Origin of the sequence: Rothia sp. P7181, from assembly GCF_048513015.1 — a bacterium.
GTDB lineage: Bacteria > Actinomycetota > Actinomycetes > Actinomycetales > Micrococcaceae > Rothia.
The window spans coordinates 1-17,561 of the sequence record NZ_JBLXXZ010000020.1 but is presented as its reverse complement, the minus strand read 5'-3'; the positions used below and the strand labels follow the sequence as shown (position 1 = coordinate 17,561).

Below are 17,561 nucleotides of genomic sequence, written 5' to 3'. Positions count from 1 at the left end.
GGTGGTCCAGCGTTTAAACCCGAGCCACACCACCCACAGTTTATTTTTGACAGGATTATTTTTTCTTCTCTGTCAGTGAGAGAATGCGTTCAAAGAGAAAAGTATTGAATTTATATTGGTAAGGGTTAGAGCGGTTGACTTTAATTCCAGCACGTAAAGACATGACAGCAAGGTACGTCCACGTCAATGCTGCGATGAGGCCAAATAGCCAACCAATTTTAGGTGTTCCAGCAAAAAGTACCGAAAACACGATGACGATAGAAGGCAAGAGGGTGAAATTAAATGCTTCACGAGCTTCTTGTTCGGCGAAAGGTCCGCGTCCTCGGTAGAGGTAAAGAATAATACCCGAGGGGATGCAACCAATGACACCTCCAAAGTGGGCGAGGGTTGCGATGTTGCGATCCTGCTGGACCGTTAACTTGTTCATAGGTGTGGATGAACCCTCAAACTTAGAGTCAGGGGATACAACAGTTTTCAAAAAACACTCACTCTTCTAAAAGTTGCGAGACAGGCTAAATGATTACGAGATAAAAGATTACAATCCATTCTAGGTCTGATGTGTTCAATCTAGAAGAACTTTTGTAATCTTTTTCTTCACTTTAGTCGAGACCTTTAGCACAGCTGAACCTTTACTCAGGTGATTCCATCAGAAAATCGATTAATTGTTCAACCGGAGCTAACAGAGTAGGTTCTAAATCTTGATAAGAGTTCACTCGTCCTAGAATCTTTTTCCATGCCTGAGCAACATCTTCTTGACTCGCGCAGGGCAACCCTAGCCTTTTGAGTACACCTTTTTTCCATTCTTCTTCACGAGGAATAACTGGCCATTTTTTTATTCCTAGTCGTTGAGGACGTACAGCCTGCCAAATATCAACAAAAGGATGTCCAACAATCTGCACGTTATTCCTAGCACCAGGTATCTGTAATGTCTGAGCCACAATGTGGCTTTCTTTAGAACCTTCTACTAGATGGTCAACAAGAACACCTAATCGTCGGTGCGGTGCAGGGCAAAACTCACGAACAGCATCAGGCAAGTCATCGATACCGTGTAACGGTTCCACCACAATACCTTCAACACGCAAATCATGTCCCCACACTTTTTCAACCAGTTCTGCATCGTGGATACCTTCAACCCAGATACGTGAGGCGCGGGCAACTTGAGCAGGTGCGTTCTCTACAGCAATAGATCCCGAACGACTAATTTTTGGGACACTACGAGTATTCTTTGCGCGAGGTGGTAGGACTTTGACAGGAGTCCCTTCAAGAAGAAACCCAAAGCCCAAGGGAAAAGTTTTAATTTTTCCTCGATAATCTTCTAATCCCACCATGCCTTCAGCGCCGATACGCTCATACGTTTTAGCAATCCCAACCCAACCACTATGAACGTCTTCAAGGAGCATTCCTTGAACCAGATGAACTTCTTGTATCTCTGGTTGCCTTCTTTGGTGTAGTTGGTTGAGTTCTTGAGCACCCCACGCATAGTAATTTTCCATAGTAAGTATTTTATTCCATTAGCCCTGAGCGTACGCGCTAGGGTTTTGATAGGTTTCAGTACTACAGTTACATTGGCACTTAAAGTGCAGTAGTGCTAATTTCTCTCTATTTCAAGGTAGGTTCCGTGACGCAATCTCGTCAGCATAAGATCCTCCAAGCAATCGTTGAGGACTATATCAGTTTCCGCGAGCCGGTGGGGTCTAAAGCGCTCATCGAACGCCATCATTTAGGCGTTTCTAGCGCCACGGTTCGTAACGATATGTCTATCCTTGAAGAGCAGGGTCTTATCTCAGCACCGCATTCGAGCGCGGGACGTATTCCCACAGAAAAAGGGTATCGTTTCTTCGTGGACGAGCTTTCTAACCCTCGCCCTCTTTCAGCTGCACAAAAACGAGCGATTCATCGTCTTTTAGATTCTTATGACAGCATCGACGAAATACTTGCACAGACAGTTAAAATACTGTCACAGCTCACTCAGCAAGTTGCTATCCTGCAATATCCTTCAGCACCAGAAGATGTTGTGCGACATATTGAGCTGATACCTGTTGGAGAACATCATGTAACGGTAATGTTGATTAGCAACTCTGGGCAGCTCACCCAACGACTAGCGCAGGTTGAACGGTATAGGGAAGAAGAGCTTGAGTTGCTTCGAACTCGACTCATCGAAAAATGTCAGCAACAGAAATACCATGTTGCGCGAGCTCTCTTATCATCGTTCTCTTCATCTCATCATGCCCCTCATAGCTTAGAAAATGGTGTTCTTGACGCTCTAGGGCAGTTGCTATCCCCACGGGACACCTCAAAACTTCTGATTGCTGGAACGTCATATTTGGCGCAATCGACAGAAGATTTTAGTACTAGTATCGCCCCTATCTTAGAAGCTTTAGAAGAGCAAGTAACAATGTTGCACTTACTAGCTGAGATGGCTCAAGACCCACGAGGATACGCTGTGCGTATTGGCACAGAAAATAGCGCGGCGCCTCTTGCCGAGACGTCTATCGTGACTTCCGTATATAGCTCGCCTAGTTGTACCGCTAAGCTTGGGGTTGTTGGACCAACCAGAATGGACTATGCGGGCAGTACCGCAGCGGTACGAGCTGTAGCAAAATATCTTTCAAAAATTTTGGGTAGTTAGTTCTCAACGACTAGAATTTCTACAAAATACTTTCAACACATAGCAACACACGATAAGGATGATGTGAGTGAGCAGTCACTATGAAACATTAGGTGTTTCCCCTGATGCAAGCCCCGAAGAAATTAAAAAGGCATACCGTAAAAAAGCCCGCCAGCTTCACCCTGATATTAACCCTTCAGCAGAAGCCGCCGAAGAGTTCAAGCGCGTATCCCATGCCCACGATGTTCTCTCAGACCCGGATAAACGACGTATTTATGACCAAACCGGAAACGAAAACGGACAGGCACAAGGTGGTTTCGGGGGAGCAAACTTCGGAGGGTTCGGTGGGTTCTCGGATATTTTTGAGACCTTCTTTAACCAACCGCAACAGGGACCTACGAGCCGAACACGTCAGGGTCAAGACGCTCGCATTACGGTTCGTATCAACCTTGAAGACGCCGTATTTGGTGCAGAAAAACCTATTACCGTTGATACCGCAGTAACCTGCGAAAAATGTGATGGTGACGGTTGCGCTGAAGGAACAGCCCCTGTCACCTGTGATACCTGCCGCGGACAAGGATATATGCAACGACAAGTTCAATCTATCCTTGGAACTGTAGTACAGCCTGTCGCGTGCCCATCTTGTAATACTTTCGGGACTGTTATTCAAAGCCCCTGCCCAGAATGTTACGGTGAAGGACGAGTCCGAGAACGGAAGCCCATCACCATTAAAATTCCGGCTGGTGTTTCTTCAGGCGCGCGTATGCGTCTAGCTGGTTATGGTGAGGCTGGTACAGCAGGCGGACCAGCAGGAGACCTCTATGTGGATCTTCGCGTCAATCAACACGACACTTTTACCCGCGAAAATGATGACTTACATGCCACCATCGCTATTAGCATGGCGGCAGCTGCTCTCGGCACTGAAGTAACCTTAGAAACTTTTGATGGTCCACAAGTAGTAACTATTAAACCGGGTACTCAATCTGGAGATATTGTCACTCTGAAAGGCTTAGGCGTCACTCGCTTTGATCGGGCAGACCGCGGCTCACTCAAAGTCCATGTTCAGGTCAAAACACCCACAAACTTGACAGAAGAGCAACGCGAAATGCTTCAGCAATTTGCTCATAGTCGTCAAGAAGATCTCAAAATTAGTGAAACAGTCCGAGAGAAGCACGGTTTCTTCTCACGTTTTAAAGAACGCTTCGACCGCTAAAAGTACAAAGGATATTCTGTGACCTCACCTATTTTCTATGTTTCCTCTGATGAACTTCAATCAGCAACTCCTGGGCAACTTATCGCCGTGCAGGGGGTCGAAGGGCATCATGCTAAAGTCGTGAAACGTTTAGAAATAGGTGAGGCCATAGACCTCGCGGATGGGAGAGGCATACGAGCCCACGCAGAGGTGGCGTCCTATCTCGATGATGGGTTAGAAGTTCGCGTAGACACTATCGTGCGCGAAGAGCTATCAACTGAAATTATTCTGGTTCAAGCATTAGCTAAACAAGACAGAGATATATTGGCTATAGAAACAGCCACAGAACTAGGTATTGGGGGAGTCATTCCATGGAGTGCTGACCGTTCTATTGTCCGATGGAAAAAAGAACGAGCAGCAAAAGCACACGCAAAATGGAGCAACATTGTCCGCGCTGCAGCAAAGCAAGCACGACGTAGCTGGGTCCCTCAGATTGAGAATTTAGTATCCTCACGTGAGCTAGCTAAATACCTAACCGAAGAAATTGCGCAGGGGGCATTAGCTATTATTTTGCATGAACAAGGAACACTCTCACTGACCCGATATCTCAACGATTCAGAAAACCTACCACAACGTATCTATCTCGTAGTGGGGCCAGAAGGCGGCATATCTGCGCAAGAACTTGAAGCATTTGAAAACGCTGGTGCAACAGTTTGCCTCTTAGGGGAACACGTCTTACGGTCCTCTACTGCAGGAAGTGCCGCACTTTGCGTGATTAATACACTTTCAAGGGCATGGTAGAAGCATTCTCAAAAATATTTTCCCTCTCAGGAAGAAGTATTTTTCGTTGGCTTCATACTCCGCAGAAGACCAGCACCCCGATAGACTATTGACCAGTGGAGTTTAAGGAGCACCCGTGCAAGAAAACCCTATCAGCGCAATACACCCCCATCAAGATCGCCCGTTATCTGTCGTACGCACATTTTCTTTCACCTCTGATGATGAGATGGTCTCTGTGCTGGGTCCCTCAGATAGTTTTTTGACACTATTAGAAGAGAAGTTCCCCGGCATCACAATTCAGCCTAAGAACTTAGATGTGGTGATTACCGGAAATTCTGAACTTGTAACGACCGTTATTCGTCTCTTAGGGGAGTTGCGTCATCTCAGTCAACAGTCTGTCCCTATCACAGCTGAGGTTATTTCACGGATTATAGGAATGCTTTCACAAGAGCTTGCAAGCCCTGCTATTGCGATGTCTCATAATATTCTCAGCTCACGTGGCAAGAGCATTCGCCCGAAAACAATTAACCAGAAGAAATATGTAGATTCTATCGACGACAATACCGTTATTTTTGGTATCGGCCCAGCTGGTACTGGTAAAACGTACCTCGCAATGGCTAAAGCTGTTCAAGCTTTACAAGCTAAAGAAGTGAATCGCATTATTTTGACTCGACCAGCAGTTGAGGCAGGGGAGCGATTAGGCTTTTTGCCAGGCTCACTCAACGATAAAATCGACCCCTATCTGCGCCCACTGTACGATGCGCTACACGATATGTTAGATCCCGAATCTATTCCTCGGCTCATGGAAGCTGGAACCATTGAGGTTGCGCCCTTAGCCTATATGCGTGGGCGTACGCTCAACGACGCCTTCATCATCTTAGACGAAGCCCAAAATACTACTGTTGAGCAGATGAAAATGTTTCTCACCCGTCTAGGATTTGGGTCAAAGATCGTGGTTACGGGCGATATTACTCAGATTGATTTACCTCATGGGCAAGCATCTGGTTTACGTCAGATACGTCAAATCCTCGAAGGCATTGATGATATTAGCTTCTCAATTCTTGATGCAACAGACGTGGTACGTCATGCCTTAGTTTCAGATATTGTTTCTGCGTATAACCGTTGGGATGAAGATAAAACCGCTATGGAACGCAAACGTCAACGTAAGGTTAAACGTCAGACTATTGAAGCAGCTGCAGAAAAGCTTCTAGAGAAAACTGGTTTTGAGGCAGAAAAGGATAGCTAATGCCCATTGATTTTGATATTGAACTCCTTGACGATTCTGCTGATACGTGGACAAGAGAATCTTTTGCGTCTTTTGACCAGAAGACAATTACAGATTTAGTACACCATACGTTTGAACGTTTACATATCTCAGAAGATACAGAGCTTTCGATAGCTGTGGTTGGTGAAGCAGAGATGGAGCGTATCCATCTTGAGTGGATGGATCTTCCTGGACCGACAGATGTCATGTCTTTTCCAATGGATGAACTCAGCGTTGGAACGGCAGAAAATCTTACAGTTGGCGTTTTAGGAGATATTGTTTTGTGCCCACCAGTAGCTGCCCGCCAAGGTCAGCAAGCTGGACACAGTACTATTGACGAGATGTGCCTGCTAACGGTACACGGAATCTTGCATTGTCTCGGGTATGATCATGCAAACGCTGAAGAAGAAGCAGAAATGTTCGCTCTTCAGCGTTCCATTCTCGAAGCATTTTTGGGACGTCCTGCACCTGTAGAAACACGGTATTAAACTTATGGCTTTCTTTCTTCTTCCTGTCTTACTGATATGTTTTATTGGCTGTGCATACGTACTACGCGCAGTAGAGACCGCATTTACATATCTTCCTTCTACCGAGATGGAGCACCTCAGTAAAGAACGAGGAACCAATAAACTTGCTGCAATTGCTGATTTTCTTGACCCATACATTTTCTCTATTCGGCTTTGGCGTGGCATTTTTGAAACATTTGCAGTAGTGGCAGCGTTTACAGTATTACAACTATTATGGGATGCCGTCTGGATTAGCGCGTTGCTTACAGGGCTTGTGATGTCTGCGGTCAGTTATTTCTTCTTTACCGTGGCGCCACAGAAGTCAGGACGTACACACCCTGAGTTGTATGTTCGCCGTTTTTATCCAGTGGTGTATTTCTTACGTTTCGTATTGGGGCCTTTACCAAATTCGGTGATTCAACGTCATAAAGATTCTGAGAATGAACCCACTCGTGCAGGATACTTCACCGAAGATGAGTTAAAAGAGTTCGTTGATCGAGCTAGTACTCAATCAACCATTGAAAATGAAGAAGCACAGATGGTTCACTCTATTTTTGAGTTGGATGAGACGCGTATTCGTTCGGTGATGGTTCCGCGCACTGATATGGTCACTATGGACATTGATGAGACCTTAGAAGATGCCATCAATCTTTTCTTGCGTTCTGGATATTCTCGAATGCCCGTTTTAGGTGAAGATTTTGATGATATCCAAGGTTTCCTATATCTCAAAGATGTGGTTGAGGCAACGGTAGAAAATCAAAATAACTCATCTACACACACCGTTGCTTCGCTTTTACGTCCTGCTCGGTTTGAGCCAGAATCTAAACGAGTCATGGACTTGTTACGTCAGATGCAACGAGAATCTACACATGTAGCCATCGTTGTTGATGAGTATGGTGGTACTGCTGGTCTGGTCACCCTCGAAGATCTCATTGAGGAACTTGTTGGTGATATTTCTGATGAATATGATCAAGAAACACCTGAGATTAAAGCTGAACCAGATGGAAGTTTCAAGATTAGTTCTCGTCTTAGTGTTGAAGAATTAGGAGAACTTTTTGATATTGAACTTGATGATGAAGAGGTAGACACTGCCGGAGGTTTACTTTCTAAATACCTTGGCAAAGTTCCTATTATCGGTAGCCAAGTCGTAGTTAACGGTATCGGTATCCGCGCTATTGGTGCTCGTGGTCGCCGTAACCAAATTGGCACATTATTGGTCTGGGCTGCCGATGGTGAAAAGTCCGCAGACAACATATCAAGTAGTTCTCAAGGAGATTTAGGGGCAGGGCACAGGAACATTTAGCTGTGGCTTGTCTTTTATCGCGGTAGAGTATAGAGAATAGTTATATTTATTGAATAAGGGAGTATGTGTGGAGCTTTCCACTTTTCCGGAAGATTTTTCTGCAGGTTTCGCGGTTCTTGTTGGGCGCCCAAACGCTGGTAAGTCTACGTTGACGAATGCGCTTGTAGGCCAAAAGATTGCTATTACATCGAACCGTCCGCAGACGACTCGTCATACGATTCGTGGAATAGTTCATCAGGACAATTTTCAGTTAATCCTTGTTGATACACCCGGATTACACCGTCCTCGCACTCTTTTAGGTGAGCGTTTGAATGATATGGTTGCTCAGACGCTTTCTGAAGTTGATGTTATTGGCTTTTGCATTCCGGCTGATGAAAAAATTGGCCCAGGTGACCGCTATATTGCTTCTCAAATTGCAGCTGCAGGTCATAAGCCAATCGTAGCTATTGTGACTAAAGTCGATAAGGTTTCTTCAGCAGAACTTGCAGAACACCTTCTTGCTGTTCAGGCATTAGGCGAAGAAGTGATGAGTGCAGAACGCGCCCAACGTGCGCAGCGTGCTCAGCGGCAGGCAAAGGCTTCTCGTCAGAAAAATACTGTGAAGAATCTTCCCTTCCGTAAGGATACTGGCCCTGCTGCACAACGTGAAAAAGCACGTCGTCAGGGAGAAGGCGAACCGTTCAACACCCCTGTTGTTGATGGCAAAGGCGGATGGGCTTCAATTATTCCGGTTTCAGCGGTAAAAGATTATCAGGTTAATCAGTTAGCAGAGCTTTTTTCGACTTTCTTACCTGATTCGCCACCTTTATACCCTGAAGGTGAACTTACAGATGAGCCAGAAGTTACCCTTGTCGCCGAACTCATTCGTGAGGCTGCACTTGAAGGAGTACGAGACGAGCTACCTCACTCAGTAGCAGTTACTGTCGAAGAAATGCAGCCGCGTGAAGGACGGCCGGAGAATAATCCGCTAGTCGATATTCATGTCAATCTTTTCGTTGAACGACCTTCTCAAAAAGCAATTATTATTGGTAAAGGTGGTTCTCGACTCAGAGAAATTGGTGCAGAGTCCCGTAAGAATATTGAAGCATTATTGGGCACTAAGGTGTATCTAGATATTCATGTGAAGGTTGCAAAAGATTGGCAACGTGACCCTCGCGCACTCGGAAGACTCGGGTTCTAAAATTCTAAATACTCGGTACGTCACCGTTAGACATCTTCTCAGGTCTTAAATAGTGATCGTATAGATATTAACCAAAGTATTACTTTTAGCATTTTCTGATGGGAGAATCAGTGACACACCCAAAGCAGAACTCTTCGGATCCGAATCGTCTTGTAGGGTTTGGTCGACATATGCGTCAAGAGCCGGTACGTTCTCATCGTTACCGGTGGATTGCGTTGTCCTGCGTCGGGGTGTTTCTCTTCATCGTGGCAGTAGCAGGAGTTAATCTTCTGAGGTTGCGTACTAACGTCCACACGGCTTCATTAAATATTGGCGAATATGCTAGTGGAAGTCTCAGTGATGGGCCGTTGGATATTCTGGTGATTGGTTCAGACACACGTGCTGGTAATAATGCAGCGTACGGCAGTTTAGAGGATGCTAATTCAGGGGCTCGTTCAGACGTAATGATGTTGGTTCAGGTCAGCCAAAATCGTCAGGACGTGTCAGTTATTTCTTTTCCTCGAGACCTCATCGTTGATATTCCGAAGTGTACAAGCCCAATAACGGGGATGGTTTACCCAGCTGCTTCTGGATTACAGATTAATGAATCGCTCAATCATGGTGGACCTGGTTGCACGGTAGCGACCATTAGTTCTTTGACCGGTATTAATATTGATCATTTTATGCTTGTTGATTTTAATGCGGTGAAGGCTCTTTCTCATGTTGTTGGCGGTGTTCAGGTGTGTGTGACTCAGGCTATTGATGATTCCTATAGTGGGTTGAAGTTGCCTGCGGGTGTTTCATCAGTAGAGGGAGAACAGGCTCTAGCATTTTTGCGTTCTCGCCATGGTTATAGTGATGGCAGTGATACGAGTCGAATCGCCGCTCAGCAGAGTTTCCTTGCTTCCCTTCTCCGTAAAGTTAAATCAGAAGGTACACTGACTAATCCTACTCAGCTATTTAATATTGCTGAGGCTGTTACACAAAACGTTACGGTAGATAAGGGGCTAACAAACCCGGCAACTCTTGTAAATATTGGTGCGATGTTTGCGTCTATTGATTTGAGCAAGGTAGTGTTCGCTACCGTTCCGAATGAGCCTTATCTTTATGATGCAAACAAGTTGCAGTTAGCACCTTCTGCAGAAGATCTCTTTGAACGTCTTCGCGAGGATCGCGGGCTAACAGATAAGTCTGCTCCTGCTCCGGAACAAGCACCAACAGAAGAGACTCAAGAACCTGAGCAGGCAGCTGAGGAGCAGGTCTCTTTAGATTATTCTGCTCCGATTACGGTGCTTAATGCTTCAGGTGCTGAACATCGTGAACAGGATATTGAAAAAGTGGTCGCTTCCTTGGGATATTCACATATTACGGCAGAACATTCTGATACTGAATACGCGGCTTCAGCGGTATATTATCCAGCTGGTTACGCGGGACAAGCTCAGCAGATTGCTCAAAAACTCGGTATTACGGTGGTTGAAGGATCAGCTTCTTATGATGCTGTGACTGTAGTGATTGGTCAGGATTTCACATCGGGGGATGTTCTTTCGCAGAAAGAAACGTCTATTGCAGGTGACGCTTCTGGTCAAACTGCTGATCAGGTGAAGTGCCAGCAATCCTATGAATACTAGGTGCATGCTGTAAGGCGTTAAGGGTGTGTAGCTTTGTCATAAAGCTACACACCCTTTTCATATATTGGAATGGGGGAGAGTTGTTTTCTTGAGGATTTTCACTCTCGTGGTACGTTCAAGAGGTGATACATATTTTTTATTTTCTCCTTAGTTGCCGTAACGACCCCTAAAATTCAGTATTGACAAGATCGGATAGTCGTTACGGAGTTCGTTGTCTCCGGTCTTTCTTTTTTCTTCAAGCTAAGGCATCATACACCATGAAAAATTTTCAAAAACCTTCCCCCATGCCGGTACATAAGTACCGCCCTTTTTCTGAAAAGATTGCTGTTGACTTACCTGATAGAACGTGGCCACATAAGGTTGCAACGCAGGCACCACGTTGGTGCGCTGTCGATTTACGAGATGGTAATCAGGCACTTATCGATCCCATGGATAGCGAACGTAAACTAGCAATGTTTAAGCTACTTGTGAGGATGGGTTATAAGGAAATTGAGGTAGGTTTCCCGTCTGCTTCGCAAACCGATTTTAATTTTGTTCGTACCCTGATTGAAGGTGGACATATCCCTGAGGATGTCACGATTCAGGTGTTAGTGCAGTGCCGCGAGCATCTTATCGAACGGACTTTTGAGGCTCTTGCAGGGGCTCAACGAGCCATTGTTCATTTTTATAATTCTACGTCTGTTTTGCAGCGTAAGGTTGTTTTTAATCAAGATCAAGACGGCATCTTAGACATTGCCCTTAACGGTGCACGCTTGTGTATGAAATATGAGGAACAATACGCTTCTTGCGCAGAAATCACCTATGAGTATTCACCAGAATCTTTTACTGGCACTGAATTAGAGTATGCGGTACGAGTCTGCAATGCCGTAACCAACGAGTTAGGTATTGGACCTGGGCGCGAAGTCATTATCAACCTTCCAGCAACAGTAGAGATGGCAACTCCGAATGTATATGCCGATTCTGTTGAGTGGATGAGCCGACATCTTGAACATCGAGAACACGTCATTTTGTCTTTGCACCCTCACAATGATCGAGGAACAGGAGTTGCGGCGGCAGAACTTGGGTATCTTGCTGGGGCAGACCGTATTGAAGGGTGCCTGTTCGGCAATGGCGAGCGCACCGGTAACGTCGATTTAGTTACTTTAGGGTTAAACCTGTTTACGCAAGGAATTGACCCTAAGATTGATTTTTCTCAAATTGATGAGGTTCGTCGTACCGTTGAGTATTGTAATCAGCTTCCGGTACATGAGCGTTCTCCATATGGTGGCGACCTCGTTTTCACGGCTTTTTCTGGTTCTCATCAGGACGCTATTAAAAAGGGTTTTGAAGCAATGGAGAAGGCTGCTCAGCAGCAAGGAAAGAGCATTGACGATTTGGTGTGGGAGGTTCCGTATCTTCCGATTGACCCGCGAGATGTTGGCCGTAGTTATGAGGCTGTTATTCGTGTAAATTCTCAGTCTGGTAAGGGTGGGGTCGCTTATCTTATGAAGAAAGATTTTGGTTTAGACTTACCTCGCCGTGCGCAGATTGAGTTTTCGTCGATTGTTCAGGCTCAGACGGATGCTGAGGGTGGCGAAGTTACGTCTGAGAATCTTTGGAGGATTTTTAATGATGAGTATTTACCTCATCATGATACTGCTCAACGTTGGGGAAGATTCTATTTGGATTCCATGGTTGTAGAGTCTCAAGCCGGTGGTGTGACGACCTTGCGTGTGGGGTTGAATGTTGCTGGTCGCCGTTTTGAACGAGTTGGTACGGGTAACGGACCTATTCATGCGATGCAGTCTATTTTCCAGTCTGAAGGTGTTGATTTGAGGGTGCTTGATTATTCTGAGCATACGTTATCTTCAACGTCAGAGGCTCAGGCTGCTAGCTATATTGAGGCAGCTGTTGGCAATCGTGTGTTATGGGGTATCGGTATTGACTCGTCAACGACGTGGTCTTCGTTAAAGGCTCTTACTTCTGCGGTGAACCGTGCTTTGCGTGAAGAGAGCTAGGTCTTTTTGACGCTGTTGGAAACCGGTACAAGAACTTGAGGAGTTCTTGTACCGGTTTTCTGTTGTTCTTTTGGGGATGTGAGATAATGGTCGTTGTGAGTACGGTATCTTCAACCTCTCGTTCGTATACGGACCAGGCATTAGTATTGAGGACCCAAGTTTTGGGGGAGAGCGACCGTATTATTATTCTCTTGACCCGTTCGCATGGTGTGGTTCATGCTGTGGCTCGTGGAGTACGTAAAGGACGTTCTGCTTTTGGCGGTCGGCTTGAGCCTTTTATGTACGTTGATGTGTCTTTACGGTCAGGTAAAAATTTATCGACGGTGACGCAGGTTCAGACTCGGCGTGCTTATACAGGTGCAATTATGGGGAATTATTCTTCCTATATTGTTGCTTCTGTTTTGAGCGAGGTTGCTGAGGCGTTAACCTCTTTTGAAGGTGAGGGTGTTGAGTCTCATTTTCTTCTTTTGGCTGGTGCTTTGTCTGCTTTAGCTCAAGAGCGTCTTCGTCCTTATGATGTTCTTAACTCTTATGTGCTCCGTGCATTAGGGTATGCTGGCTGGGGTTTTTCGCTAGATTCTTGTGCTATTTGTGATGGTTGTGGGGGTCCGTGGCGGTTTTCGCCAGAATATGGTGCTGTATGTAAGGTGTGTAGTCGTTCTATTGTTCATTCTAAAGTTTTTGTGATGCCAGAGGATGTTCGTCAGTATTTGATGTTTGTGAGTCGTTCTCAGTGGGATAAGTTAGCTCAGTTAGATACTGAGTTGTTATCTTATGCTGCCTTTTCTTTTGTCTCTGGGTACGTACAATGGCATTTAGAGAAACCTCTTAAATCATTCTCTCTGTTGAAAAAGGATATATAGTTATGCCTGTTTTTCCTGATCCGCATCCTTCTGGGGCTGTTCCTCCGAAGATTCCGCGTCAGTTTATTCCGCGTCATGTTGCGGTGGTGATGGACGGTAATGGGCGTTGGGCTAATCAGCGTGGCTTGCCTCGTAATGAGGGGCATAAAGCAGGGGAGCATTCTCTTGTTGATGTGGTTGCTGGTGCTATTGAGATGGGCATTCCGTACGTTTCTGCTTATGCTTTTTCTACAGAGAATTGGCGTCGCAGTATTGATGAAGTCAGTTTTATCATGCGTTTTGTGACGGAAGTTTTGACTCGTCAGTTAGATACTTTGCAGTCGTGGGGTGTTCGGGTTCTGTGGGCTGGACGTAAGCCAAAGCTTTGGAAATCTGTTATCCGTCAGTTGGAGTATTGTCAGGAGCAGACAAAAAATAATACGGTATGCACGTTAGTTATGTGTGTCAATTATGGTGGGCGTGCTGAGATTGCAGACGCTGCTCAAGCTCTTGCTCAAGATGTTGCTGCAGGGGTGGTTAAACCGCATTCTGTGAATGAGAAGATGTTATCGCGGTATTTGTATCAGCCAGAAGTACCTGATGTTGATTTGTTTCTTCGGTCTTCGGGGGAGTTGCGTACGTCAAATTTCTTGTTGTGGCAAAGTGCTTACGCTGAACTGGTATTTCTTGATGTGTTGTGGCCAGATGTCGACCGTTTGGTGCTGTGGGATGCTGTTGAGCAGTATGCTCGTCGTGATCGTCGTTATGGTGGTGCGGTAGATCAAGTTGCGGGGCGTTAGTCATTAAATTTTTTTGAAACGTTAGAATTGTTGTAGCGTTGTATTGCTGATGATAAAGAGGGTGCTATGAGGATTTATCCTGCCTTATTCAAAGTTATTTTTGTCCCTATGGACGCAGAGAAAGCCCATAGGGTGGGGTATTGGGGTATTCGGTTCCTCAGAGCTTCGGGGCTTACTCGTTTGGGACGTCGAGTTTTGCGTCCTGACCCGCGGTTGAGGACCACCGTCATGGGTTTAGATTTTCCTTCTCCGTTTGGGTTAGCTGCTGGTTTTGATAAAGAGGCTCGAGCTATTAATGCTTTAGCTGATTTAGGTTTTGGCCACGTTGAAGTGGGGACAGTTACAGCTCAGCCTCAACCGGGAAATCCTCCTCAGCGTCTTTTCCGTTTAGTCAAGGATTATGCGGTGGTTAACCGCATGGGATTTAATAATGATGGTGCCGCTGCGGTAGGTCCTCGTATTGCTAGTGCTAGAGCTGATATTGATGCTGAATATGATTCTCAGCAGGTGCGGCCTATTGTGGGGGTCAATATTGGAAAGACAAAAGTTGTACCTTTAGAGGACGCTTTAGAAGATTATAAGATTAGTACGCGTACGTTGGCGCCACAGGCTGATTATTTAGTTGTCAATGTTAGCTCTCCGAATACTCCGGGGTTGCGTTCTTTGCAGTCGGTGGAGTCTTTACGTCCGTTACTTGAAGTTGTTCGAGCTGAGGCTGATAAGGTTGTCTCTTCTCGTCGAGTTCCCTTGGCGGTGAAGATTGCTCCGGATCTTGCGGATGAAGATATTAAAGATATTGCACAGTTAGCTGTTGATTTAGGGCTTGACGGAATTATCGCGACCAATACGACTATCGCTCGAGAGAATCTAGGCTTGGTTTCTTCTGCAGAAGAAGTTGCAGCTTGTGGTGAGGGAGGTCTTTCGGGCCGACCTCTTAAGCCTCGGTCGTTAGAGGTTATTCGTTTGCTCAAAGAATATGTGGGTGAGCGTTTGTCGATTATTGCAGTGGGTGGAGTTACTGATGCTCAGGACGTTCAGGAACGTTTGGATGCTGGAGCTGATTTAGTTCAGGGGTACACTGCGTTCTTGTATGAGGGGCCATTGTGGGCTCACCGTATTAATAAGGATTTATTGGCTTTACGCTCTTGATATATATAAAAATATTCCGTGTTCGTTTACTAGAAAGTAAACGAACACGGAATATTTTTATAGGTTTTTTATCGTGGGTATTCTCCGCGTTTAACCTGTGGCTTCGGTAGGCGGAAGCGTCGAATCATCAAGACACGATTGACCGCATAGAATGCACTTCCTGGTTCGATGTCTGAAAATTTTTCGAGGAGTTTCTTCTTCAATTTACGCCACATCATCCAGCTGTCGAATGCCCAGATGAGGATGAATAGCCACATAAGAGCAGTGGAGATAAAGCGTAGTTGAGGGGTAAATAGCCCCAGAACGAAGATAAAGATGACAGCAAGAATCATGAAGTCACCAATGTTGAATCGGGCGTCTACATAGTCACGAATATAGCGACGTTGAGGTCCTTTATCTCGTGCTGGTAGATACCGTTCTTCGCCGGTGTGCATTGCTCTGTTTTCGCGTAGGCGTTGTTCACGGATAGCTTCTCGCTCTGCTTGTTTCGCGGCTTTTCTATCAGCCGGTATGAGAGGTTTTTTCCGTGCTGCTTCTCGTTCTTTTCGAGAAGGGGTTGGTCGCCCTTTGGGTGCAGTGTAATGCGGGTTTTGGGGGTCTTCATTGGGAGCTACCGTGGTTTCTTCTACCAGGGGCTCTTGTTCACTAGATTTCTTTTTACGTCCAAACACTCTCTAAGAATATCGGAGAATCTGCAAGAACGCTCATAACCGCGTAATGTTATATCTATGAGTATTGAATCAAAGTTTAGTTTTCCGTATCGTCAGGCTCTTCAAGAGAAGATTGGTCAGGATTTTGAGCAGACTCTTCAAGGGTTGACAGATCTTGTTGCTATCCCATCTATTGCGTGGGAAAGTTTTGATCTTTCTGAGGTTACTCGTAGCGCTCAGAAGGTCAAGGAGTTAGCTTTAGCTGCTGGTTTTCCAGAGGTAGAGATTCTTAGCGCCTCATATGGGCCTGATCAAAAAGGGGGCATGCCTGCTGTTGTTGCAACGAAGCCTGCTGCTGAGGGGTATCCCACCATTTTGCTTTATGCCCATCACGATGTTCAGCCGGTTGGTGATTGTGCACTTTGGGATACTGAGCCTTTTGTGGCTACTCGCAAAGGTGACCGGTTGTATGGTCGCGGGGCAGCTGACGATAAAGCTGGCGTTATGGCTCACTTGTCTGCGTTTCGTGCTGTGAGCGAGGTACTTGGTGAACAGTTTTTAGCTGGAGTGACTCTCTTTATTGAGGGAGAGGAAGAAGCTGGTTCGCCGAGTTTTACGTCGTTTATTCAGAAGTATCGACAGAAGTTGGCTAGCGATGTGATTGTGGTTGCTGACTCGGCGAATTGGCGTGCGGGTGTTCCTGCTTTGACGACGGGCTTACGTGGTGTTGCCAGCGGGTCGGTGGAAGTTCGTGTGGGTGATCATGCTGTTCATTCTGGCATGTTTGGTGGCCCGATGTTGGATGCTCATACTGTTTTAGTTCGCTTGTTGAGCACACTACACGATAGTAAAGGTTCAGTAGCAGTTGAAGGTTTAACTTATGCACCTGAACCTGAGGTTGAATATCCAGAAGCAGACTTCCGTCAAGACTCAGGAATCCTTGATTCAGTAACTCTTGCAGGAGAAGGAAGCATCACCTCACGCCTATGGGCGCAGCCAGCTATCTCCATTATTGGCATGGATATCCCATCAGTAGCCGAGTCTTCTAACACTATTGCGGCAACCTCCCGAGCAATGCTCAGCATGAGACTCGCACCGGGACAAAACCCTCAAGAAGCGCACCAGAAACTTGAAGAGCACTTACTTAAGCATGTTCCGTGGGGTGCAGAAGTTCGATATACGGCATCAGATAGTGGTCAGCCTTTCAGTGCAGACCCAACAGAAGACAGCGTTGAGCTTGCTTTAGCTGCAATGCACAGCGCTTGGGATGTTGAGCCCGTACAAACAGGTATGGGCGGTTCTATCCCGTTTATTGCAGACCTCAAAGAGGTCTTCCCTGAGGCTCATATTCTGATTACCGGAATTGAAGACCCAGATACCCGCGCTCACAGCGCAAATGAGTCTCTATATCTTCCCGATTTTGAGCGTGCCATTTTGGCTGAAGCGCTCATTATTAGTCACCTTAGCCAATAAAGCTATTGCACTTTCTTACACTAAAGCATGTCTCTCAACACGTTAGAGCTTCAGGAAATACTGATAAGGGTATTTTTGTTCTAGGATATTGAGTAACACATACCTTTAGTTTGCTCTTGCAGGCTAAATCCATAAGAGAAGGAATTGGTAATGACCGAAACAGTAACCACTGATACTCCCACACACGGAGTCAATCTGACTGACGTCGCA

16 protein-coding genes are annotated in these 17,561 nt (G+C 45.9%); 13 read left to right on the top strand and 3 right to left on the bottom strand.

Features of this window, described 5'->3' with window-relative positions:
* Positions 1 to 55 precede the first annotated feature (55 nt).
* Entirely contained in the window at positions 56 to 427 is a 372-nt protein-coding gene (locus ACN08Z_RS08130) for a DUF4870 domain-containing protein (protein WP_419104022.1), read from the bottom strand.
* Positions 428 to 629: 202 nt separating this feature from the next.
* Positions 630 to 1,493 carry a DUF3097 family protein gene (locus ACN08Z_RS08125; RefSeq protein WP_419104021.1) on the bottom strand — a complete coding sequence of 288 codons (864 nt, stop codon included), beginning with the start codon at positions 1,491 to 1,493 and terminating at the stop codon, positions 630 to 632.
* Between the two features lie 125 nt (positions 1,494 to 1,618).
* Here ACN08Z_RS08125 and hrcA point away from each other — a divergent pair, with 125 nt between their 5' ends.
* From hrcA to ACN08Z_RS08065, 12 genes are all read left to right on the top strand, one after another.
* The gene (gene hrcA, locus ACN08Z_RS08120; protein ID WP_419104020.1) at positions 1,619 to 2,629 is read left to right on the top strand and encodes a heat-inducible transcriptional repressor HrcA; all 1,011 of its coding nucleotides are present in this window, start codon (positions 1,619 to 1,621) and stop codon (positions 2,627 to 2,629) included.
* 67 nt (positions 2,630 to 2,696) lie between these two features.
* Positions 2,697 to 3,821 carry a molecular chaperone DnaJ gene (dnaJ, locus tag ACN08Z_RS08115; protein WP_419104019.1) on the top strand — a complete coding sequence of 375 codons (1,125 nt, stop codon included), beginning with the start codon at positions 2,697 to 2,699 and terminating at the stop codon, positions 3,819 to 3,821.
* 18 nt (positions 3,822 to 3,839) lie between these two features.
* On the top strand, positions 3,840 to 4,601 hold the full coding sequence (locus ACN08Z_RS08110) for a 16S rRNA (uracil(1498)-N(3))-methyltransferase (RefSeq protein WP_419104018.1): 762 nt from the start codon (positions 3,840 to 3,842) through the stop codon (positions 4,599 to 4,601).
* A 205-nt stretch (positions 4,602 to 4,806) separates the two neighbouring features.
* Positions 4,807 to 5,826 (top strand): PhoH family protein, encoded by a 1,020-nt coding sequence (locus ACN08Z_RS08105; protein ID WP_419104023.1) that lies wholly within the window; start codon positions 4,807 to 4,809, stop codon positions 5,824 to 5,826.
* Positions 5,826 to 6,332, top strand: coding sequence for an rRNA maturation RNase YbeY (ybeY, locus tag ACN08Z_RS08100; protein WP_419104017.1), 507 nt, complete (start codon positions 5,826 to 5,828; stop codon positions 6,330 to 6,332). Before ACN08Z_RS08105 ends, ybeY begins: the two co-directional genes overlap by 1 nt.
* Positions 6,333 to 6,336: 4 nt before the next feature.
* A complete protein-coding gene (locus ACN08Z_RS08095) occupies positions 6,337 to 7,653 on the top strand; it encodes a hemolysin family protein (protein WP_419104016.1) in 1,317 nt (438 codons plus the stop codon).
* Positions 7,654 to 7,720: 67 nt separating this feature from the next.
* Positions 7,721 to 8,833, top strand: a complete 1,113-nt coding sequence (locus tag ACN08Z_RS08090; protein WP_419104015.1) for a GTPase Era — start codon at positions 7,721 to 7,723, stop codon at positions 8,831 to 8,833.
* Positions 8,834 to 8,943: 110 nt separating this feature from the next.
* Positions 8,944 to 10,440 (top strand): LCP family protein, encoded by a 1,497-nt coding sequence (locus ACN08Z_RS08085; RefSeq protein WP_419104014.1) that lies wholly within the window; start codon positions 8,944 to 8,946, stop codon positions 10,438 to 10,440.
* Positions 10,441 to 10,697: 257 nt separating this feature from the next.
* A complete protein-coding gene (gene leuA / locus ACN08Z_RS08080) occupies positions 10,698 to 12,437 on the top strand; it encodes a 2-isopropylmalate synthase (protein ID WP_419104013.1) in 1,740 nt (579 codons plus the stop codon).
* Positions 12,438 to 12,523: 86 nt separating this feature from the next.
* On the top strand, positions 12,524 to 13,300 hold the full coding sequence (recO, locus tag ACN08Z_RS08075; protein ID WP_419104012.1) for a DNA repair protein RecO: 777 nt from the start codon (positions 12,524 to 12,526) through the stop codon (positions 13,298 to 13,300).
* A gap of 2 nt (positions 13,301 to 13,302) precedes the next feature.
* On the top strand, positions 13,303 to 14,079 hold the full coding sequence (locus ACN08Z_RS08070; protein WP_419104011.1) for an isoprenyl transferase: 777 nt from the start codon (positions 13,303 to 13,305) through the stop codon (positions 14,077 to 14,079).
* A 66-nt stretch (positions 14,080 to 14,145) separates the two neighbouring features.
* Positions 14,146 to 15,228 carry a quinone-dependent dihydroorotate dehydrogenase gene (locus tag ACN08Z_RS08065; RefSeq protein WP_419104010.1) on the top strand — a complete coding sequence of 361 codons (1,083 nt, stop codon included), beginning with the start codon at positions 14,146 to 14,148 and terminating at the stop codon, positions 15,226 to 15,228.
* A 68-nt stretch (positions 15,229 to 15,296) separates the two neighbouring features.
* On the opposite strand, the gene ACN08Z_RS08060 is transcribed toward ACN08Z_RS08065, so the two are convergent.
* On the bottom strand, positions 15,297 to 15,899 hold the full coding sequence (locus ACN08Z_RS08060) for a DUF3043 domain-containing protein (protein WP_419104009.1): 603 nt from the start codon (positions 15,897 to 15,899) through the stop codon (positions 15,297 to 15,299).
* Positions 15,900 to 15,956: 57 nt separating this feature from the next.
* Here ACN08Z_RS08060 and ACN08Z_RS08055 point away from each other — a divergent pair, with 57 nt between their 5' ends.
* A complete protein-coding gene (locus ACN08Z_RS08055; protein WP_419104008.1) occupies positions 15,957 to 17,351 on the top strand; it encodes a dipeptidase in 1,395 nt (464 codons plus the stop codon).
* The last annotated feature ends 210 nt before the right edge of the window (positions 17,352 to 17,561 follow it).